Origin of the sequence: Snodgrassella sp. ESL0324, from assembly GCF_013344955.1 — a bacterium.
GTDB classification, from domain to species: domain Bacteria; phylum Pseudomonadota; class Gammaproteobacteria; order Burkholderiales; family Neisseriaceae; genus Snodgrassella; species Snodgrassella alvi.
In genome coordinates, this window is record NZ_JAAEDS010000013.1 from 148,031 (window position 1) to 169,930 (window position 21,900).

Annotated in this window: 18 protein-coding genes; 10 read left to right on the forward strand and 8 right to left on the reverse strand. The window is 43.5% G+C overall.

Features of this window, described 5'->3' with window-relative positions; translation table 11 throughout:
* Nucleotides 1–2 precede the first annotated feature (2 nt).
* Nucleotides 3–602 (reverse strand): NAD(P)H:quinone oxidoreductase, encoded by a 600-nt coding sequence (gene wrbA / locus GYY70_RS07015; RefSeq protein WP_084547530.1) that lies wholly within the window; start codon nucleotides 600–602, stop codon nucleotides 3–5.
* A 126-nt stretch (nucleotides 603–728) separates the two neighbouring features.
* On the opposite strand from wrbA, the gene GYY70_RS07020 reads away from it, so the two are divergent.
* The 5 genes from GYY70_RS07020 to GYY70_RS07040 all read left to right on the forward strand — a co-directional run bounded on the left by GYY70_RS07020 (nucleotide 729) and on the right by GYY70_RS07040 (nucleotide 7,794).
* On the forward strand, nucleotides 729–1,955 hold the full coding sequence (locus GYY70_RS07020) for a YihY family inner membrane protein (RefSeq protein ID WP_174831832.1): 1,227 nt from the start codon (nucleotides 729–731) through the stop codon (nucleotides 1,953–1,955).
* A gap of 79 nt (nucleotides 1,956–2,034) precedes the next feature.
* Nucleotides 2,035–3,366 carry a LysM peptidoglycan-binding domain-containing M23 family metallopeptidase gene (locus GYY70_RS07025; protein WP_174831834.1) on the forward strand — a complete coding sequence of 444 codons (1,332 nt, stop codon included), beginning with the start codon at nucleotides 2,035–2,037 and terminating at the stop codon, nucleotides 3,364–3,366.
* A 75-nt stretch (nucleotides 3,367–3,441) separates the two neighbouring features.
* On the forward strand, nucleotides 3,442–4,206 hold the full coding sequence (gene xth, locus GYY70_RS07030; protein WP_174831836.1) for an exodeoxyribonuclease III: 765 nt from the start codon (nucleotides 3,442–3,444) through the stop codon (nucleotides 4,204–4,206).
* Complete coding sequence (locus GYY70_RS07035; RefSeq protein WP_084547534.1) at nucleotides 4,206–5,321, forward strand: anhydro-N-acetylmuramic acid kinase; 1,116 nt, start codon at nucleotides 4,206–4,208, stop codon at nucleotides 5,319–5,321. Before xth ends, GYY70_RS07035 begins: the two co-directional genes overlap by 1 nt.
* A gap of 112 nt (nucleotides 5,322–5,433) precedes the next feature.
* Nucleotides 5,434–7,794 (forward strand): DNA translocase FtsK, encoded by a 2,361-nt coding sequence (locus GYY70_RS07040; protein ID WP_174831837.1) that lies wholly within the window; start codon nucleotides 5,434–5,436, stop codon nucleotides 7,792–7,794.
* A 216-nt stretch (nucleotides 7,795–8,010) separates the two neighbouring features.
* Here the strand turns inward: GYY70_RS07040 and GYY70_RS07045 are convergent, their stop codons facing one another.
* Together GYY70_RS07045 and lgt are read right to left on the reverse strand one after the other, a co-directional pair.
* Nucleotides 8,011–8,739 carry a helix-turn-helix transcriptional regulator gene (locus GYY70_RS07045; RefSeq protein WP_174831839.1) on the reverse strand — a complete coding sequence of 243 codons (729 nt, stop codon included), beginning with the start codon at nucleotides 8,737–8,739 and terminating at the stop codon, nucleotides 8,011–8,013.
* 114 nt (nucleotides 8,740–8,853) lie between these two features.
* Nucleotides 8,854–9,705, reverse strand: a complete 852-nt coding sequence (gene lgt, locus GYY70_RS07050; protein ID WP_174831841.1) for a prolipoprotein diacylglyceryl transferase — start codon at nucleotides 9,703–9,705, stop codon at nucleotides 8,854–8,856.
* Between the two features lie 307 nt (nucleotides 9,706–10,012).
* Between lgt and hmpA the strand changes: the two genes are divergently transcribed.
* Together hmpA and GYY70_RS07060 are read left to right on the forward strand one after the other, a co-directional pair.
* Nucleotides 10,013–11,230 carry an NO-inducible flavohemoprotein gene (hmpA, locus tag GYY70_RS07055; RefSeq protein ID WP_100126498.1) on the forward strand — a complete coding sequence of 406 codons (1,218 nt, stop codon included), beginning with the start codon at nucleotides 10,013–10,015 and terminating at the stop codon, nucleotides 11,228–11,230.
* An 87-nt stretch (nucleotides 11,231–11,317) separates the two neighbouring features.
* The gene (locus tag GYY70_RS07060; protein WP_174831843.1) at nucleotides 11,318–11,767 is read left to right on the forward strand and encodes an Rrf2 family transcriptional regulator; all 450 of its coding nucleotides are present in this window, start codon (nucleotides 11,318–11,320) and stop codon (nucleotides 11,765–11,767) included.
* Between the two features lie 41 nt (nucleotides 11,768–11,808).
* Here GYY70_RS07060 and GYY70_RS07065 read toward each other — a convergent pair whose 3' ends face one another.
* The 4 genes from GYY70_RS07065 to GYY70_RS07080 all read right to left on the reverse strand — a co-directional run bounded on the left by GYY70_RS07065 (nucleotide 11,809) and on the right by GYY70_RS07080 (nucleotide 15,922).
* Nucleotides 11,809–12,996, reverse strand: a complete 1,188-nt coding sequence (locus GYY70_RS07065; RefSeq protein WP_174831845.1) for an LD-carboxypeptidase — start codon at nucleotides 12,994–12,996, stop codon at nucleotides 11,809–11,811.
* A 217-nt stretch (nucleotides 12,997–13,213) separates the two neighbouring features.
* A complete protein-coding gene (locus tag GYY70_RS07070; protein WP_174831847.1) occupies nucleotides 13,214–14,656 on the reverse strand; it encodes an aminoacyl-histidine dipeptidase in 1,443 nt (480 codons plus the stop codon).
* 72 nt (nucleotides 14,657–14,728) lie between these two features.
* On the reverse strand, nucleotides 14,729–15,466 hold the full coding sequence (gene ubiE / locus GYY70_RS07075) for a bifunctional demethylmenaquinone methyltransferase/2-methoxy-6-polyprenyl-1,4-benzoquinol methylase UbiE (protein WP_174831848.1): 738 nt from the start codon (nucleotides 15,464–15,466) through the stop codon (nucleotides 14,729–14,731).
* A 69-nt stretch (nucleotides 15,467–15,535) separates the two neighbouring features.
* A complete protein-coding gene (locus GYY70_RS07080; protein WP_232335922.1) occupies nucleotides 15,536–15,922 on the reverse strand; it encodes a gamma-butyrobetaine hydroxylase-like domain-containing protein in 387 nt (128 codons plus the stop codon).
* A gap of 153 nt (nucleotides 15,923–16,075) precedes the next feature.
* Here GYY70_RS07080 and nadE point away from each other — a divergent pair, with 153 nt between their 5' ends.
* A complete protein-coding gene (gene nadE / locus GYY70_RS07085; protein ID WP_025330923.1) occupies nucleotides 16,076–16,867 on the forward strand; it encodes an NAD(+) synthase in 792 nt (263 codons plus the stop codon).
* Between the two features lie 150 nt (nucleotides 16,868–17,017).
* On the opposite strand, the gene GYY70_RS07090 is transcribed toward nadE, so the two are convergent.
* A complete protein-coding gene (locus tag GYY70_RS07090) occupies nucleotides 17,018–18,736 on the reverse strand; it encodes a proline--tRNA ligase (protein WP_174831850.1) in 1,719 nt (572 codons plus the stop codon).
* A 124-nt stretch (nucleotides 18,737–18,860) separates the two neighbouring features.
* On the opposite strand from GYY70_RS07090, the gene hemG reads away from it, so the two are divergent.
* Both hemG and GYY70_RS12275 read left to right on the forward strand, forming a co-directional pair.
* Nucleotides 18,861–19,430 carry a menaquinone-dependent protoporphyrinogen IX dehydrogenase gene (gene hemG / locus GYY70_RS07095; protein ID WP_174831851.1) on the forward strand — a complete coding sequence of 190 codons (570 nt, stop codon included), beginning with the start codon at nucleotides 18,861–18,863 and terminating at the stop codon, nucleotides 19,428–19,430.
* A 929-nt stretch (nucleotides 19,431–20,359) separates the two neighbouring features.
* Nucleotides 20,360–21,900, forward strand: a 1,541-nt coding sequence (locus GYY70_RS12275) for a calcium-binding protein (protein WP_304944918.1), incomplete at its 3' end; no start/stop codon positions are given.

The window sequence follows — 21,900 nt, forward strand, 5'->3', positions numbered from 1 at the left end:
TTTTAGCGTTTCAGACGCAGCGCCAGTTCAGCCAGCCGCTTACCCTGCGCAAACGCCAGTGCCTCTTCTTCAGCACTCAATTGGATATTATTATTATGACCAGCCACATGGCTGGCACCGTAAGGTGTTCCGCCACTATGGGTACCATTAAGCTGTGGTTCACTGAACGGAATACCGCACAACAGCATTCCGTGATGTAAAAGCGGAGTCATCATACTTAAAAGTGTACTTTCCTGACCACCATGCAAACTGGTGGTACTGGTAAATACACAGGCTGGTTTGCCAATCAGACTTCCCGCCAGCCACAGGCTGCTGGTACTGTCGAGAAAATATTTAACCGGTGCAGCACAATTTCCAAACCTCGTCGGACTGCCCAGAGCAAGCGCTGCACAGTTCTGAACTTCATCCAGAGTAACATAAGGCGCTCCTTCATCCGGAATCTCCGCTGCTGTTGCTTCACATACAGCCGATACTTTCGGTACAGTGCGTAACAAAGCTTCACACCCTTCTACACTGTCTACACCTCGAGCCAGTGCCAGTGCCAGATTACGGGTACTGCCTGACAGGCTGTAATACACCACCAGAATAGGTAAATCGGCCATATACTGCTCCTTGAAGATTGTCTGAAGGCTATTATTGTGCCGTAAGTGTCATAAATTGACCAGCCTGCACGGAAAGTCTGCGCCGTCTGCTCTTTTTGGTTACAATCAGCCATGTGAGGAGTCGCCATGAATATACAATTATTTAAAAGCAAATATTTACAGCAGCGCCTGCCACAGTTTTTATTGTTTGTTGCGCATAACTATCAGCGCTGCAAGCTGCCGCTTATTGCCGCCAGCCTGACATTTACTACGCTGCTGGCACTGGTACCTTTTTTTACTATTACTGTTATTGTCATTAATGCGTTTCCCATGTTTGCAGATATGGCCACACGCTTTAATCAGTTTCTGACCCATATTATTGTACCGGCTGCCGGTGCCGATTCTGTCGGTGACTATCTGTATGACTTCCGGGATAAAGCCAGCGGATTAACTGCTGTCGGTATCAGTTTTATGATTATTACCTCACTGATGCTGATACAGACAATTGAGCATGCATTTAATCAAATCTGGCAGGCACGCGATCAGCGACCACTCTGGATTCGTATTCTGATTTACTGGGCACTGCTAACCCTCGGACCGGTCGTGCTGGGGATGAGCCTGTCTTTTATTAATTTATTATCTAATCCGGCCAATATGGCCAATCAGATACCGTTTTACAGCACACTTTTTAAAATTATCACCAATCTGGCGCTATTCACCATTTTATTGTTTTTATTATATAAACTGGTACCATTTTGTTTTGTTCGATGGCAGCATGCTCTGCTGGGTGCTTTTATCACAGCAGTAGGGCTGGATTTATTGCGGCGCGGCTTTGCTATTTTTGTTACCTATTTTGGCAATTATCAGAAAGTATATGGTGCATTTGCAGCAATACCGGTATTTTTAATCTGGCTGAATTTATTATGGTTGCTGTTACTTGCCGGTGCTGTACTTACCTCTTCTTTGCCCTACTGGCATCAGGACAGATTTCGCCATCTGCGTCAGTATCAGCCATTTGAAAATGCACTTGATCTGTTGTATCAGCTGGTAACAGCTCAGCAACAAGGACAGGCTGTCAAATCCTGTCTGTTGCAGCAAAAGCTCGGAATCAGTGATAAACATTTAGACCAAATACTTTCTAAACTCGAAAAGCAGCATTATATTGCTTACTGTAGTGACGGCTGGATATTGCAAAAAGATCCGGATAAAATCATGCTGTCAGATTTGTATCAACTATTTATTTATCAGCCTAATCACAATTCAGCCATAGCTACTTCCGTAAACACCCTGCTACAGCCATGTTTACAGCAACTGAATATCAGTCTGTCCCGATGGGCAAGACAACTACAACAGCAAACACAAAATCAATCATAAAAATTATTCTGACACTGGTAATTTCAGATAAATAGTTTTACATTTACCTGTTTTAGGATGGATTGCCCGATACACAACCATGTCCCTGTTAACTCAATCATCAGCCTTGTTAAAGCAGTTCAAACAGAAAATAACCGCCAAACCAAAACTCTGGTGTAGTATTGCCGTGGCAATCGTATTGCTTCTGATTATACTGGTTGTACTCATATCCGGCCGTAAACACAATTCAGATCGTTATCAGCCAAAGCATATAACACTCAAACTGGCTCCGGTTAACATTAAAACCCAGGCGCCTGTACAGAATTTCTGGCGGGACGAAATCGTCCAGCCCGGTGATACGATTAACATGGTACTAAGCCGCTTTGGTATCAGTGCTGATGAAATTCAGCGCATTACCAGTCTTAACATCATCAAAAATAAGGTACAGCATTTACAGGTCAATCAGGTTTTCAGTATCCGCACGGATAACAATGGCCTCCTTACCGATATCCAGTTTTTTAATGATGATGATAATGGCGAAAAAAATCTGGTGGCACTGAAAAAAACTGGTAATAACTGGAATGCCGATATCAGCGCAGTGGATACTGAAACTCTGCCGACATTTAAAGCCGTTGTCGTTAAAACCTCTGCACGAGGAGCACTGGCACAAGCAGGTATTCCGGTAGAAATCAGAGAATCACTGCGTGAAATTTTCAAAGACAAAATTGATATTAACTCGCTGCAAAGTGGCGATACTATCCGCCTGATTTACGACAGCCTGTATTATCGCGGTCAGGAACTGGCAACAGGTGATATACGCGCAGCAGAATTCAGCCACAATGGCAATATTTATCATGCCTATTATTACGATACTGGTAATGATGGTAACGGTCAGTACTATGATGTAAATGGTAAACCTTTGCGCAAAGGATTTTCCAGTGTACCAGTCGATGGTGCACGAATTTCTTCCCCCTTTGGTACACGTTTTCATCCGATACTGCAAACTCTGCGCATGCACAGCGGTATTGATTATGCTGTTGCCAGCGGAACACCCATACATGCCCCATCGGATGGTACTGTTGAAAGCTTTGGTGTCAAAGGGGGCTATGGCAATGCAGTTGTGCTGCGACACAACGACAGCATGCAAACCCTGTACGGACACATGAGTGCTTTTGCCAATCTAAGTGTTGGTCAGCATGTACAGGCTGGAGATATTATCGGATACGTAGGCAGTACCGGCGTTTCTACCGGCCCGCATCTGCATTACGAAGTCCGGATTAACGGACAGCCGGTAAATCCGACCAGCGTTGCCCTGCCGACCCGCACACTGAATGCACGTGAACTGGCTGACTTCAAAAAGAAACAGCATCACTGGGATAAGCAGTTATCCGGCTTTCGTAATCTGAATGTTACCATTGCCCAGCTGGATTAACTGATAGCGGTATCTGCTCTGGAACTCACCAAACTTTACGCATACAATACCCGTTTTGCTGAAACAGAATCCATCATGAAAATTGCCACCTGGAATGTCAACTCCCTCAATGTGCGTCTGCCGCATACGCTGCGCTGGCTCGAAGAAAACCAGCCGGATATACTGGCTTTGCAGGAACTGAAACTTGAGCAGGATAAATTCCCGGAAACTGAATTTACCCAAATTGGCTATCATGCAGCATGGAACGGACAGAAAACCTATAATGGCGTTGCCATACTCAGCAGACAGTCTCTTGAGGACGTAACAGTTGATATCCCCGAATTGAATGAACCGCAAAAACGTATTATTGCGGCAACGGTTAATGATGTCAGAATTATCTGTGCTTATTGCGTCAATGGTGAGGCTGTAGGCAGCGAAAAATTTGCCTATAAAGAGCGTTGGTTTGCGGCACTGAATAACTATATCAACACTGAGCTGACACAACATCCCAAAACCATATTGCTGGGCGATTTTAATATCGCACCACACGATACAGATGTTTATGACCCGGTAAAATGGCAGGACAAAGTATTGTGTTCAGCACAGGAGCGCAGCTGGTTTCAGCAGTTGCTGAATCTGGGATTAACAGACAGTCTGTATTATCTTTATCCGGACAGCACAAACTATACATGGTGGGATTACCGTATGAATATGTTTAAACGCAAACTTGGTTTACGCATAGATCATATACTGATCAGCAATGCGTTATTGCCGGCTTTGCGTGAAGTACAGATAGACAGCGAAGCCCGAGGCTGGGAACGCCCCAGTGATCATGCACCGGTAATGGCTACTTTCGCCTGATGAACAGCACACCTTCTTTTCAATACTATATCGGCCTGATGTCAGGCACCAGCATGGATGGTATTGATGCCGTACTGGCCAAACTTTCCGGTACTCAATGGCTAGGTGTCTGTGCACATGCATTCGTCGCCTACCCGGAAACACTCAGGCAGCAGCTATTATCATTACAAATACCACAGCAGAACGAACTGGCACAGGCAGCCGTACTGGCACAGCAGCTGGCACGCCTGAATGCGCAGGCTGTCAGTACAGTGCTCAGTACAGCACAAACCGAAGCACGAGCCGTGACAGCACTAGGCTGTCACGGTCAGACCATACGTCATGTACCGGAACAGCATTACAGTATTCAGCTAATGGACTGGGCACTACTGGCCGAACTTACCGGCATCACAACAGTAGGTGATTTTCGCAGTCGCGATCTGGCTGCCGGTGGTCAGGGTGCGCCATTGGTACCGGCCTTCCATCAGGCAGTTTTTGCTGATGAAAAGCAATGCCGTGTGGTTCTGAATCTGGGCGGCATTGCCAATATCAGCGTTCTGCAACCACACCAGCCGGCATTCGGCTTCGATACCGGTCCGGCCAATATGCTGATGGATGCATGGGTACAGCAAAACTGGCAGCAAGAATTTGATTTTAACGGCACACTTGCCGCACAAGGCCGGACAATTGAGCCATTGCTGCAAGCCATGCTCAGCCATGCCTATTTCAGCCAGCCTTATCCCAAAAGCACCGGCCGTGATTTATTCAGTTTCGATTGGCTCAGCCAGTATCTTAATGGACAGGAAAATCCCGCAGATGTATTACGCACTCTGCTTGAACTAACCGCACACAGTGCAGTAAACGCCATTATAAATGCCGCACCTGATGCCGGGAGCGTATATGCATGTGGCGGCGGGGCGCAAAATCTGCTTCTGATGCAAACATTAGCACAGCAGCTAGATTTACATCGGATATCTCTATACAGCACCGATACTTTACAACTTCCGGCACAACTGGTTGAGGCTTCTGCTTTTGCCTGGCTGGCTGCATGCTGGTATCAGCGTCAGCCTGTAGCCACTCATCATGCTACGGGTGCTCATGGTGCACGTATACCCGGCTGCGGTTACTGGGTTTGATACTCCGCAAAAAACCGTTAAATCCTGTTACTAATATCAGATACAGAGCCTGACAGAACGTATAATAACCAGTTAATTTCTGATAAAAATACCAAATTAAGCTGCAACATTTATGGCCACAATACGAAAAAAAACTGCTCCGAGCAAGCAGTTACCGAAAAAACTCAAACCACAGGAAATCAGCAAACCCAGACAGCCATGGTTAATGAACCTCATTAATGATATTTTCTGGCTGCTGGCACTGATGATTACCCTGTTTGTCATACTGTCATTAGCCAGCTTTGATATGGCTGATCCGGCATGGTCACGCGGTATTGCACAAATTAATAAAACTCATAATCTGGCTGGTCTTACCGGAGCATGGCTGTCTGATATCGGCTACTACATTTTCGGTTTATCTGTATGGTGGTTAATTATTGCTGCCATTATCGCCCTGTATAAAAGCTTTCGTCCGCTCAATGCACGCTCTCTTAACACCAGCGTTGACAGTAAACCCTACAGCAGCTGGCTGGCTCTGAGTGGTTTAGCTGTACTTCTGGTTTTCAGCCCTGCCCTGGAAAATCTGGTATTTACCAGTATGCTTGAGAATGCTCTGCCTATTGGTGCCGGAGGTTTAACCGGGCAGAGTTTCGGAAAACTGTTACATCAGTTCTTCGGTATGACCGGTGGTCTGATTATCAGTATATTTATGATGCTGATCGGGCTGTCAATGTTATTGCAGGTATCGTGGTTAACCGTAATCGAAAAACTTGGTGCACAGTTTGAATGGTTCTGGTGCAAATTACTGCGCCGGCCGCAGCGGTTAATTACCGAATTTCCTAACAACAAAACCGTCCGGCGTGTAGTCAGACAGGCCAAAAATATTACAGCAAAAAATATCGAACCGCCCGAGCTTACCACCAGCAACCGTAAAACCGTGGCTGTACGTACAGAAGTACCCGTTGCACAGGATTTAACAGAACCGGCACCGGTATCTGAACCTATAGTAAAAAGTGATAATGGTCTGATTCATTTACCGGATACAGAATTACTCAGCAAACCCTCTGGTCAGCCTGCTGTGGTTAACAGCGAGCTTTTGCAGCAAACGGCTGCACACATCGAATCCCGATTGAAAGAATTCGGCGTTGAAGTAGAAGTGACCAGTGCCACTACCGGCCCGGTTATTACCCGCTATGAAATCGAACCGGCACAGGGAGTAAAAGGCAGCCAGATAGTCAATCTTAATAAAGATCTGGCCCGCTCCCTTTCAGTACAAAGCGTGCGTGTTGTAGAAACCATCGCCGGTAAAACCACGATGGGTATTGAGCTGCCTAATGAAGAACGCCAAAACGTTCTGCTGTCAGAAATCCTGGGCGCAAAAATCTTTCATGAAGCCGCTGATAAATTAACCATGGCTATGGGGAAAGATATTGCCGGTGCACCCGTGATTGCCAGCCTGGCGAAAATGCCGCATTTACTGGTTGCCGGTACTACCGGCTCTGGTAAATCTGTCGGTGTTAACTGCATGATTCTGTCGATTTTATACAAAGCACAGCCAGACGAAGTGCGCTTTATCATGGTAGACCCGAAAATGCTGGAATTAAGCGTATACGACGGCATTCCGCATCTGCTTGCTCCGGTGGTTACCGATATGAAAGAAGCAGCTCAGGCACTCAACTGGTGTGTTACCGAAATGGAAAAACGTTACCGGCTGTTAGCGCATGTCGGAGTACGCAACATTACCGGCTTTAATGACAAAGTAGCAGCTGCCAAAGCAGCATCAACGCCACTGGTTAACCCATTCAGTACCAATCCGGACGATCCTGAACCACTGGATAAACTGCCTTATATCGTGGTTGTTATTGATGAGCTGGCTGACCTGATGATGGTAGAAGGCAAAAAAGTAGAACAACAGATTGCCCGGCTGGCACAAAAAGCCCGTGCTGCCGGTATCCACCTGATACTGGCAACACAGCGCCCGAGCGTTGATGTGATTACCGGACTGATTAAAGCCAATATTCCCACCCGGCTTTCATTTCAGGTATCCAGCAAAATTGACAGCCGTACCATTCTGGATCAGATGGGCGCTGAAAACCTGCTGGGCAAAGGTGATATGTTGTTTTTACCGCCCGGTCAGGCTGAGCCCACCCGTCTGCATGGTGCATTTGTCTCCGATGATGAAGTTCATGCCATCGTTAACTTCATTAAACAGCAGGCTCCTGCCCAATACGTAGAAGGCTTATTATCGGGAGAGGCTGCTCAGACCAATGTTAATCAGGTTAATCCGAACGCCAACAGTGACGAATTATTCGATCAGGCAGTAGCCTTTGTACTGGAAACCCGTAAAACATCTATTTCATCTTTACAACGCCACCTGCGCATTGGTTACAACCGTGCAGCAAATCTGATGGAAGCACTCGAAGCCGCAGGTATCGTTTCACCTGCCGAGCTGGGTGGCAGCCGGCGGATTCTGGCACACAAAGACAGCCTGTAAAGATTAATTACCTTTCTGTGTGTGGGGGGATATTTTTTAAAGCTGTACACTGCAAATAAAAAAAACGGCTGAAATATCTGAAATACAGGCAGTTTAGCCGTTTTTCTGCGCTTAAATTTAAGTTTTTCTTTTATCTCAAAATAGGTAAAAATTATACATTCTTTAAAATATTTTAAATATAATTTATAACATATTTAAACACGTTTAAACGTATAGTTAAATTTGTCTACAAAACCATTCAACGCGTCCCACAATTTCAATTTTATTTTCCAAGTTTTTTAAATTAATTGTAAACGGGTCGTAGGCTTTATTCTCAGATTTAACTGATAATTTATCATCAGGGAGCAGCTGAGTACGTTTAACAATTAACTCATCACCAATTCTTAAAACATATAAACCTGTTGCCGGTTGATTCCTTGAATGATTAATTAGTAATTTATCACCATCATAGAGTAAATCAGCCATTGAATCACCCTGGACGGTTATTACTGATAAATCACGTGGATTTGCATGCAAAAAATTGATTACCCAACTTCGGCGAAAAGCCATTGTCGGGACAGGCTCATCATCATTTGATATAAATTTATAACTTAATGCGGTTTTAATATCATATTCTGGAATAAAAACAAAATCATCAATATCTACACGTTTTCCTGAAACATCGACAGTTGATTTTGTTACTTGAATATTGCTTGTATTTGATTCCTGTGTATTTTTAAATTTTTTACCCTCTCCCGTTGCTAGCCAAGCAATATTTACATTGGCTGCATCAGCAAGTCGTATTAAATTTGTTCTAGATGGATCAGATTCTCCCCGTAGCCATCTAAATACTGATGATGCAGTTACTCCAGCCTTTTTAGCCACAACATTGGGATTACCTAATAGCTCAACTATTTCATTTATGCGCTGGGCAAATATCATATTATCTTCGTAAAAGTTTTTCATTTCTTCTTTTTCGTAAAATATATTAGTACAAAAATACCGTAAAACATGTCTGCCAATAATTAAAGCCGCAATAAATATATTTTATTGCGGCTTTAACAGCTTTATAAATTCAGTTTAAGCTGCTTTTTTACAAGTATAAGCGAATCCGACTGCGCCAATCACAATCATCGGCAGACTGAGCCATTGCCCCATAGACATATGCATCGCCAGCAAACCCAGATAGTCATCAGGTTCACGCGCAAACTCAACAATAAACCTGAATACACCGTAGCCTAGTAAAAACAGCATAGATGCCTGCCCCAGCGGACGAGGTTTTTTGGTAAACAGCCACATAATCACAAACAGCACAATTCCTTCAAGCATAAATTCATACAGCTGTGAAGGATGGCGCGGCAGCATCTGAAATTTATTCCATACCGGCAGCCATTTTTGCGGATCCTGCATCACCAGCGCAACATCATCATCATGCGCGTGCGGAAAACCCATTGCCCAGAAAGCATCAGCACTGGTAACACGCCCCCACAGCTCGCCGTTAATAAAATTACCGATACGACCGCATGCCAGTCCGAGCGGTATCAGCGGCGCCACAAAATCGGCTACCGCCCAGAATTTAACCTTGTGTTTGCGGGAAAACAGCCACATGGCGACCAGCACTCCGATAAAGCCGCCATGAAACGACATACCACCCTGCCAGATTTTCAGAATATCCAGCGGATGACTGAAATAGTACGCAGACTGATAAAACAACACATAGCCCAGACGCCCGCCCAGTATCACGCCGAATACACCCCAGGTAAATAAATCTTCCAGCAACTCATTGGTAAATATGGTCTGCCCGCTTTTAATCCGTCTGCTTCCCAGCCAGATAAACAAACAAAAACCAACAATATAACTTAATGCGTACCAGCGAATGGCCAGAGGACCCAGATGTATCAGTACTGGATCAAAATTCGGATGGATCATCATAAATTTAGCATTCCTCAGATATCCTGCTTATTTCATCAGTCACAACAGCCAGTCACCCTATTCTCGATAACAGCCGGAATGACCAGAAATACCACAACCAAAATAGCAGACAGTTTAACTCATATTAGCCATTCTATGCGCTACTTTCCGCATTCCATCCCTTGATAGCAATACCGAACAGATTGAAATAGAAAAATTATTCATTTAATTGATTCAGTATTTATTGACAGCCATTATTAAGCAGCCTAATATAAAATATGTATTTTATATACATATTAAATTATACAAAATTTTCGGGAGAACAATCATGCAACTTACTACCAGACAAATCGAACTGGTTCAGTCTACTATTCCAACCCTAAAGGAACACGGTGTTGAACTAACCCGCTACTTTTACAACAGGATGCTCACCAATAACCCCGACCTGAAAGAAATATTTAACCTTGGCAACCAGCGCAATGATGCGCAACCACATGCACTGGCCAGTGCAGTACTGGCTTATGCTCAAAATATTACTAAATTACAGAACCTCGGCGATGCAGTTAGTCAGATCGCTCACCGGCATGTCAGTCTGGATATTCAGCCGGATCAGTATCCAATTGTTGGTACCAATCTGCTGCACTCCATCAGTGAAGTATTGAATGTCCCCATGGAAAGTGAACTGATAGAAGCATGGACTGCCGCTTATCAGCAACTGGCCGACATTCTTATTACCACAGAAGCAAATCTATATAACAAACAAGATAAAACTGAAGGCGGATGGAATGGCTGGAAAAAATTTAAAATAGTTGATAAGCAGATTGAAAGCAGCGAGATTACCTCTTTTTATTTGCAACCGGCAGACAATAGTCCGCTGCCGGAGTATAAGCCCGGTCAGTATATTTCCGTTCGGGTTATGGTACCTCAGCTAGGCATCCGGCAACCACGTCAGTACTCACTTTCCGACAGCAATCACCCGAACTATTTCCGCATCAGCGTCAAAAAAGAAATTGGTGACAAACAACATGCTGAAGGTTATGTGTCTACAACTCTGCATGAACATTACCAGATCGGTGATGAACTGGAAGTCACCAACCCGACAGGTACTTTTATACTCCACCATCCGCATAAAAATACTGTTCTGATTAGCGCAGGTGTTGGTATCACACCCATGATTGCTATTCTGAATACCCTTGCTGCAGAAAAAAATCCGCATCAGCAAATCAGTTTTATTCATGCCTGCCGCAACAGTAATGTACTGGCGATGCACCAGCATATCACCGAATTGCAGCAAAGCATGCCTAATCTGCACAGCTATCTGGCCTGTGAAAACCCGGGTAAAGAATTAGCAGCAGATAAAATTGGTCGTCTGAATTTATCCGAACTGGACAGCTCATTACTGCCTGCTGATGCAGACTATTATATTTGCGGTCCGATAGAATTTATGCATGCACAATATCAGGCTCTGCGTGATTTACAAATACCACAAAACCAGATTTTCATGGAATTGTTCGGTACAGGCGGATTCAGCCAGCTGGCAGCTTAATAACTATTTTGAAATTATTTAAACGAAATCTTTTCATGGCAGCTGAAAACAGGCAAAATTGACCTTCCATCAGCCTGACAGTCTGCCATGCAATTAAACCGTTTTACCGATTTAGGCTTGCGCGTATTATTAGCTTTACAATACCTGCCTGAGAACAGACTTTCTACCGTAGAAAGTCTGGCCACACAGCTCAGCGTATCTAAAAATCATCTGGTAAAAATTGTATATTTCATGGCACAGAGCGGCTGGATTGATTCCTTTAAGGGCAGAAAAGGCGGTATAAAACTGGCTGCCTCCAGCTATCAGCTTAAACTGGGTGATATTGTTCAGGCACTGGAGCTGGCCTCATCAGAGACCCCTCATTTAATAAACTGCCGGCACCCCCCATGCTCAATGGCAGAATTTTGCTATCTTCCCCGACTATTCAGCGAGGCGCAGCAAGCCTTTTATCATTCTCTGAACCGCTATACCCTCAGTCAGCTCAAAGCTCCGGCTGACAATCAGGCAATTATCAAATGGCTGGAGCAGCCAGAATAAATCAGCCGAAAATACAAGCTGACAAATTACTGCCTGAATAATTACATCGTGTCTTCGGTTTCAGATGAAGAATCATTAGCAGGCGCAGCAGATCCGTTAAGTAAACCCTCAACGGCAGGCGGTTGTGGAAGCAGCGTATTTAAAGCCAGTACAGAAGGATTCAAAACCGGATAATCACTGAAATCAATCTGATAACCACCATTACTGGTAGAATACAAACTTGCTTTGGCGCCCAGGGGAAAGGTAACCTTATCGGTAATATGCCCGAAAGGAAATCCGGTTAATACCGGAACCTTTGTCAGCCTTGCCATCGTCTGAATCACAGAATTCAAAGTATAACTACTGTCATAGACATCACGAATTGAGCCCATACGGAAATTACCCAGAATAATTGCCTGCTGTCGTGCAAGTATTCCGCTCAGATACAATGTCTGAAGCATGCGTTCTATCCGGTATGGCTGTTCACCTACATCTTCAATAAACAAAATACCGCCATTCACCTGTGGCATAAATTGAGAGCCGGCAAGCGCAGACAACACACTTAGATTGCCTCCCCACAAAATACCATCTGCCCGTATCTGATAATTCTGTATATCGGCAACTGTAACCGACATTTTCGGATTACAGCTGTTCTCAATAAAAGAACGGGTAGTAAACAAACTCATCTGTGGCTTGCCAAACTCACTATACAGCATTGGTCCGGCAAAACTGCACATTTGCCCCTGAGCCAGCAATGCCAGTTGCACAGCGGTAACATCACTGTAGCCATACAGTAATGTGCCCTGCTCACGCATTCTTGCACCCAGAGAAGACCAGTTAACCAGAGGCAGAATACGCATCGCTCCGTATCCGCCACGCAGCCCCATCAGCACCTTCGGTACAGGTACCCGGCCGATAGCCACATCCTGCAAATCTGCAGCGCGCTCAGCATCACTGCCGGAAAAACGCTGATAGCGACGCATAAACGCCTGCTGATTACTCACGGCAAAACCGGCTATAGCCAGACGCTGGGCTGCCAGCTCACTCCGGCTGACACTTTCACCAAATCCGGAACAGGCAAAAATACGCATAGTATTAAGATTATTATTGATTTGCACAGGTACTTTAGGTGTTGACACTGTTTTGACGTCAGGCTTCGGATTGCTGCCACAAGCCTGCAACAGACCGGCACCTGCAAAAGCAGCACCGGCACGCAGAAAATTACGACGGCTATTTTGTTGAGTATCCATAAAACTCACTTTCTGATCCGGCAGAATGTCCGGACAAAAAATATACGGGCCATTGTAAAAGTAATTCATTCTGATTAACAACAGTCAGAACCGAAATTATTTATGCCGGTACAAACCGGCTAAGGCTTACTATATCCCTGTTTACAAAGAATAGCAGCAAAAAAATAGCAAAAAGGCATGCCACTGCATGCCTTTTCAGTACCAACCGGCAACCTGATTACTGCCGTGGCGGTATAGATTTCAGTAAATCCAGCAAAACAGACCAGCATTCAGCCACAGCTTTAATTTCTACCCGCTCTTTAGGAGAATGTGCTGCACGTATTGTCGGTCCGAATGACACCATATCCAGATGAGGTGCTTTACCACTGAGAATCCCGCATTCCAGTCCGGCATGAATAATCTGCAACGGTGGCTGTTTACCATAGTGACGGGTAAAAATAGTGCTGGTTAGTTTCAGTAAAGGAGAGTCTGCATTCGGTGCCCAGCCCGGATAATCTGCTGTTAACTCAAGATTCGCCCCGCTCATCCGCGCTAATGCAGCCAGACGCAAACTGAATTCATCTTTAGGAGTTTCCAGAAGCGAACGCATCAGACAATGTATCAGTAAACCATCGGTTCCGGTTTTCACTTCCCCCATATTAGAAGAAGTTTCCACAATCCCCTTAAACTGATCACTCATGCGCATTACACCATTGGGCACAGCCAGCAGCAAATCAAGCGCTTTCTGAGTACTTTCCAGAGTAGCGGCCTGAGTCAGATCCTCTGCCGGTAATACTTCAATATTTAACTGTGTTTCTTCTGCCCATTCTGCAGCAATAACAGCAGCAATTGGTGCAACAGCTGCACGTGCTTTATCAGCGTCCAGGCCAATCACAGCCTGAGCCTCACGTGTGATTACATTGCGCAGCTCCCCACCCTGCCATGAACCCAGAGCAAAAGGTATCTGTGTATACAGACCAGACAGCACCCGTGCCAGCAATACATTGGCATTGGCATGATTTTTATCAATATCCACGCCCGAATGGCCACCGCGTAAACCGGACACCCGAACAGTACATGCAGACAGCTTACCGGCTTGCCAGCTCAGAGGTAAGGTCATACTGGCATCACGACCACCAGCACAACCAATAAAAATCTCACCCGCTTCTTCGGTATCCAGATTAATCAGATAGGGCATCTGCAACCAATCCGCACTTAGCGCTTCTGCTCCGCCCATACCGATTTCTTCTTCAACCGTAACAATCAGCGTTAATTCAGGATGAGCAATACCTTCACAGAATATTACTGCCAGCCCCATGGCCAGACCGATACCATTATCAGCACCGAGAGTCGTGTCATTAGCCCAAACCCAGCCATCTTTAATCTGGGTCTGCACCGGATCACGCTGAAAATCATGCTGCGAATCAGCACCTTTTTGTGCCACCATATCCATATGCGCCTGAATGGCTACCGGCACACAATTTTCCATACCCGCAGTGGCAGGTTTGCAAATACGCAAATTTCCCTTAGCATCAATATCTGTTTTCAGACCATGTTCTTGTGCTGCCTTAACCAGCATTTCCCGCACAGCCTGTTCATGAAATGTCGGACGCGGTACCGCACACAAACGCGCAAACCACTGCCATACCGGCTGCGGCTGTAATTGTTCAATTTCACTCATAACATTATCCAGTCACATATAAAACAAATCAGGCCACCATATGGCAGCCTGAACACAGTGTCAACTGACAAACTAAAACTTAACCCCTTTATGCAAAGCCACCACACCAGCGGTTAAATTATGATAATTCACACTATCAAATCCTGCATCCAGCATCATTTTTCTTAACGTTTCCTGATCAGGATGCATACGGATTGATTCTGCCAGATACTGATAGCTGTCTGCATCTTTGGCAATCAGCTTACCCATCAGCGGCAGCATCTTAAATGAATATAAATCATAAACCGGCTTGAGCGGCTTGAATACATGAGAAAATTCCAGTACCAGCAAAGTACCGCCGGGTTGTAAAACGCGATACATTTCCGCCAGTGCCACTTCTTTATGCGTCATATTACGCAAACCAAACGATACCGACACCAGATTAAAATAATTATCCGGAAAAGGCAGTTTTTCTGCATCACACAGCGCCACCGGCAATGCCAGCCCTTCATTAAGTAAACGATCCCGGCCTACTGTCAGCATAGAAGAATTAATATCAGTAAGCCAGACTTCACCGCTGCGTCCTACCCGTCTGGCCCAGCCGCGCGACAAATCACCTGAACCGCCGGCAATATCCAGCACCTTATCGCCTTTACGTACCGGAGCTGTGGTAATGGTAAAGTGCTTCCAGATCCGGTGTAAACCGCCGGACATCACATCATTCATCACATCATAGTTTTTGGCCACCGAATGGAATACACCGGCAACACGACCCGCTTTTTCATCTTCATCAACAGTTTGATAACCAAAATGAGTTTTGTGATCGCTCATACCACACTTTCAGAATTAAATATTGCCCAAATAAACTTATCCGGCTGCCTGCATCCGAATAACCGCAAATCAGTCGGGGTCACGGCTGGCACCGGCAAGAAGTAACTGCTTTTCATAACCTGCCCAGAGTTCTGCCTGACGAACAGCCAGATCATACAAATAATCCCAGTCGTACAACCCTGTATCATGTCCGTCTGAAAATGCAATACGCAAAGCATAATTACCAACCTGAGACAAAGCAGTAATCGTTACATCACGCTTACCTGTCTGTAATACTTCCTGCCCCGCCGCGTGACCGCGCACTTCAGCACTGGGTGAAAATACCCGCAGAAACTCAGCCTCAAGCTCATATGTTTTTGCTCCGTAAACCAGCCGTAATCTCTTCCGGTTCTGACTTAAGCGGATTTCAGCTGGTACCATATCCTGCATATAACTATTTTTTCCGTCACAAGACATTAACAAACTATACCTATTCTAACCTAATCTACCACTTACTGCCCAATCAGATTAAATACATAAGCCGGCAGCAACAGCCGCAACAGACCCTTTGCAAGGCAAAGCTTAAAGAAGTATATTAATCCTGCTCAATAATCAGCGAAAGAATACACCATGCAAACAGCAGCCATCATTGAATATATTGTTAACTGGTTACGTGATTATGCCACTCAGGCAAAATGCAAAGGTTTTGTTGTAGGCGTTTCCGGCGGTATCGATTCTGCCGTAGTCTCAACTCTTGCTGCCAGAACAGGCTTGCCCACATTGGTACTGGAACTGCCTATTCATCAGAAAGTTAATCAGATAGCACGGGCACAGGAGCATATTCGTCAGCTGAAAAGCCGTTATAACAACATAGAAGAACACTGGGTAGACCTTACCCGCACCTTTGACTCATTTACCATGGCGGTAGACATTGGTGACAATAAAGATGAACAAACCCAGCTGGCACTGGCCAATGCACGCAGCCGCCTGCGCATGATTGCACTATATTACTACGCTCAGGAACGCGGCCTGCTTGTGGTCGGAACCGGTAATAAAGTAGAAGATTTCGGCGTCGGGTTCTTTACCAAATACGGCGATGGCGGCGTAGATCTCAGCCCGATTGCCGATCTGCTTAAAAGTCAGGTATATACACTGGCTGAAGAACTGAACATAGATCAGAATATTATTGATGCTCCGCCTACGGATGGATTATGGGATGCCGATAAAACCGATGAAGAACAGATTGGTGCAACCTATCCTGAGCTCGAATGGGCTATGAGTGTCTACGATACCCATAAAATAGACGATTTTACCGGCCGCGAGCGCGAAGTATTTGCTATTTATGAACGTTATCATCGTGCCATGCAGCATAAAATCAACCCGATTCCGGTATGCAAGATTCCGGACGAATTACTTAAATAATAGAAAAAAAACCAGATTGCAAAATCTGGTTTTTTATTCGTTAATCTTCAAACTGCAACCATAATTACATTATCAAATCAGATTATTATTTTCTAATAATAATCAGCCAAAACCAGACGCACAATGTCCGGTTTATACACATTTAAAATATTAATTATGGCTGAATAAAGCACAAATATGCGGCACTACTGCATCAACGGCCAGCTCAGTAGCTTCAGTATCCCTGCGCGCCTGATACTCTACTTTACCCGCTTTCAGACCACGGTCACCAATCACAATCCGGTGCGGAATACCAATCAGCTCAGAATCATGCAGTAATACACCGGAACGTTCATCACGATCGTCCAGCAGCACATCTATTCCGGCCTGCTGTAATTGCGCATACAAATTATCTGCGGCAGCTTTTACATCAGCTGACTTTTTATAATTCATCGGCACAATCACCACCGTAAACGGTGCCATAGCTTCGGTCCAGATAATACCGCGTTCATCATTATTCTGTTCAATTGCCGCAGCAATCACACGCGTAATCCCGATACCATAACACCCCATTTCCAGCACAACATTTTTACCGTTCTGATCCAGAACAGTAGCCTGCATAGCCTCAGAATACTTAGTCCGTAACTGGAACACATGGCCAACCTCAATTCCGCGGGCCAGCTTAAGACTTCCGGTTCCGCACGGACTAGGATCACCGGCGATTACTTCGCGTAAATCAGCAAATTCCGGTTCTGCTGCATCACGGCCAAAATTAAAGCCCGTATAATGATGATCGTCTTCATTAGCACCAATTACCCAGTCCGCAGATTTTGCAGTAGCAAAATCGGCGTATACCTTACCCTTAAAGCCCACAGGACCAAGCGAGCCACCATGTGCGCCATTGAAAGCAGCTTCAATAGCTGCCACAGAAGCCATAGTTAACGGTGCTTTTACCCCTGCCAGCTTCTCAGCCTTAATTTCATTCAGATGATGATCTCCGCGGACCAGCAGCAATACTACCGTTCCCTCTTCTTCACCATCAACAACCAGCGATTTCAGAGTTTGCTCAACCGGAATATTTAAAAATGCCACTAAATCTTCAATACTGCGTACATTCGGCGTATGAACTTTGCTTAAAGTCTGCCCTGCACTCCGGCGTTCTCCTGATAATGGCAAAGTAGCAGCCAGCTCAACATTAGCTGCATAGTCAGATGTATCACTATAGGCAATAACATCCTCACCACTTTCCGCCAGAACCTGAAACTCATGCGAACCCGTTCCGCCAATACTGCCTGTATCTGCTGCCACAGGACGATAATCCAGTCCCAGCCGGTCAAAAACGCGGCAATAGGCATCAAACATATCCCGATAAGTCTGTTGCAATGATTCAAATGAAGTATGGAATGAATAAGCATCTTTCATAACAAACTCACGGGCACGCATTACCCCGAACCGTGGCCGTACCTCATCCCTGAATTTAGTCTGAATATGATAAAAATTCAGTGGCAACTGCTTGTAGCTGCGAATTTCACTGCGCACAATATCCGTAATTACTTCTTCACAAGTCGGCCCCATACAGAACTCACGTTCGTGACGATCAGTAATACGCAATAATTCCTTACCATAAAATGCCCAGCGGCCGCTTTCCTGCCACAATTCAGCCGGCTGAACTACCGGCATCAGCAATTCAATCGAACCGGCACGATTCATCTCTTCCCGCACAATATGCTCAACCTTGCGCAGTACCCTTAACCCCATCGGCATCCAAGTATACAATCCGCTGGCCAGACGCCGGATCATCCCGGTACGCAGCATAAGCTTATGGCTGGCCAACTCCGCTTCGGCCGGAGCCTCTTTTAATGTTGAAATATAAAACTGACTGGCTTTCATATATATCTCCAAAAACAGCCGCCATTGTACCAGTCTCCGCGCAGTAAAAAAGCCAATATCTTATACTTGAATAAACAAAATCAGCTTTAAATAATTACCCTGAGTAAAAGCCCGCAGACGTGATATGATAAACCTTATTTATCTGAATCTGTGCACCATGAAATATCTGCTTGTATACAGCAGCCGTTTTGGCTATACCCTTAAAATTGCCCGGACACTTGAAGCACAATGGACTGCTGCCGGTATCACGGTTGATATAGTTAATCTGGCAGATGATCCGTTTATTCAGCAGGGGGAATACGATAAGATTATTATCGGTGCCTCTATCCGGTACGGACACTACGCCTCTCAGCTGGCACCCTGGATAGAACGCCATCAGCAAATTCTCAGCAACACCCCAAGTGCCTTTTTCAGCGTCAGCATACTGGCTAACAAACCTCATCGCAGTACACCACAGACACATACCTATACGCGTAAATTTTTTACCAAAAGCCCATGGCGCCCTCAGTTAATTGGAATTTTTGCCGGAGAGCTGCACTATGCCAAATATAACCTGCTCGACCGCTATATGATGCGCCTGGTTATGAAACTGAACAAAGGCGAAACCCGTCTGGATGCCCATATTGAATATACCGACTGGCAAAAGGTACGGGATTTCGGTGAACAAATACGGACATTACAACTTAAAAAATAAATCGAAATTGAATATTAATTTTTTACTGTCTTAAAATTTGTAAATGAGCGATCGATTAAACAATATTAAGCTGGCATTTGCATAAACAGATATTAACTATTAAGCATCAAAAAAATAAACTTTTTCAAATTTAATTTAATAAATCAGAAAATATCAGTGATTAGTAAAATCAAATCAGACTTAATAAGCTGATTAAGCATTTTTTGTACACAACTTATTATGACAATATCGTATTAATAGCTAGTAAAAATATTTATATTAAAATTATTATCCAATCAAATAAAAAATAATTGATAATATTCAAATCTTAGTGTAAAATTATTTTATAATACCATCCTGTTTTTTAAATAAATATAACTTAATTAAACCAGTATAAACCAGTAAATTTAAATTTGCTTTAAATTTAAAGAAATAAAAACTGATTAAATCACAATCAATCGTATACTTTGTTTCTATTTTTTAAACAGTAGAAAAATTACATTTAAAATATTAACTTCAGAAAATATGATCAATTTATATTTACAAGGAGAATCATACCCTAATGCACCTGACATTTTTCATTTCAATTTCATAACAAAATACTCAATAAAAAAACACAAATATAATTTTTATTACTTTAACATTAATATTAAATCAAGGAGAAATAATATTTAAATTCATAAAAACAGATAGATATTGAAATCCAATGCAATATATTTATTATAGTAAAACATTTATTTTTAACGTTAAATTCATATATTGAATATTTTTACATATATTATTTTATAATTAGTTACTTACTTAAACAGTACATACAAACTCTTAAAATTAATAAATTATTATAAAAATTCATACATTTAACTAAATATTCACTCTGATAATATTCCATATAAATTAATTTAGATAAAAATTATTATTTAACTTTTAAAATTTTCTACAAGGACTCAATAATGATACAAACAGACAGCAATATTTCCAATGAAAATAACCAGACAATAAACCGTTATATATATAAACTGGGCCATGGCCAGGAAATGATTAATCACAATGCCAGTGAAAATAATCAAAATCAGCAATATGAAATCACATTTGAACAGGCCAATTCTGCAAATGTCAGATTTTTTCAATTAGATAACAATCTGGTAATCCAGGCATATAACAATCAGGATTCTCTAACTATCATAGATTTTTTCAGCTCAGAAAATAATTATGCCGGTAACTTTATTTTTATCTTCGATGATAAAACATTAAATTCGAAATATTTCATAGATAATACAAATGTATTAAATGGAACAGATAAAAATGATACGCTTAACGGATCAGACAAAAACGATACCATAAATGGTTATGCCGGTGACGATATTCTGAAAGGCGGTTCTGGATATGACGTTCTTATCGGCGGTAGCGGTAATGACAAACTTTATGGCGGTGATCATGAAAAAGACCGCTATGTGTTTGAAGCCGGACACGGGCAAGATACCATCATTGATAAAGGTTATAGGAATCAAAAAGAACAATATAATGATGTGGTATTTATAAAAGCTAACTCTACTGATGCTGTTTTTGATCGTTCCGGACAAGATTTAGTAATTCAGGCTTATGGAAATGATGATTCTGTAACCATACAAAATTTTTTCGATGTAAGTCATACCGATAACTGTGCATTTAACTTTGTTTTTGAAGATAAAGTATTAAGTGTTGATGATATTGCAGCCATGTCTTTTGCTATAGGCGGCACAGCAGGAGATGATGTACTCAGAGGCTGGGAATCAAATGATGTAATTGCCGGAGGGCCGGGCAATGATAAGCTGTATGGCGGCGATGGTATCGATAATCTTTTTGGCGGTAAGGGCGATGATGAGCTGTACGGAGAAAATGGAAATGATTATTTAAGTGGTGGTGTAGGTAACGATAAGCTTTATGGCGGCGATGGTAACGATATTCTTGTCGGCGGCGACGGGGATGATTACCTTGAAGGCGGCTCCGGCTATGATATCCTGATTGGCGGTCCCGGTAATGATACTCTTAAAGGCGGTTATCACGAAAAGGATCGCTATGAATTTGCAGCCGGCCATGGGCAGGACATTATTTATGATGGAGCATACCTATCCGCAAAAAATCTATATGATGATGTTGTGTTCAAAGGCGCCCGTTTTGCTGATACTCAGTTCATCCGTTCCGGTAATGATCTGATTATTAAAGCTTACGGTAATTCAGACTCTGTAACCCTGCCTGATTATTTTAATTATTATAATAATACTTCCTGCCAATTTAACTTGATTTTTGAAGACAGAACCATCAGTGCACAGGATATTATCAACGAAATTACATTTACTCTGAATGGCGACGATGGTGATAATGTCATTCATGGTTGGGATACCAGGGATATTATCAGCGGCGGTAAAGGTAATGATACCTTGCATGGGTATGCAGGTGATGATGAATTATATGGTGATGAAGGTAATGATACCCTTTATGGCGGCGATGGTAA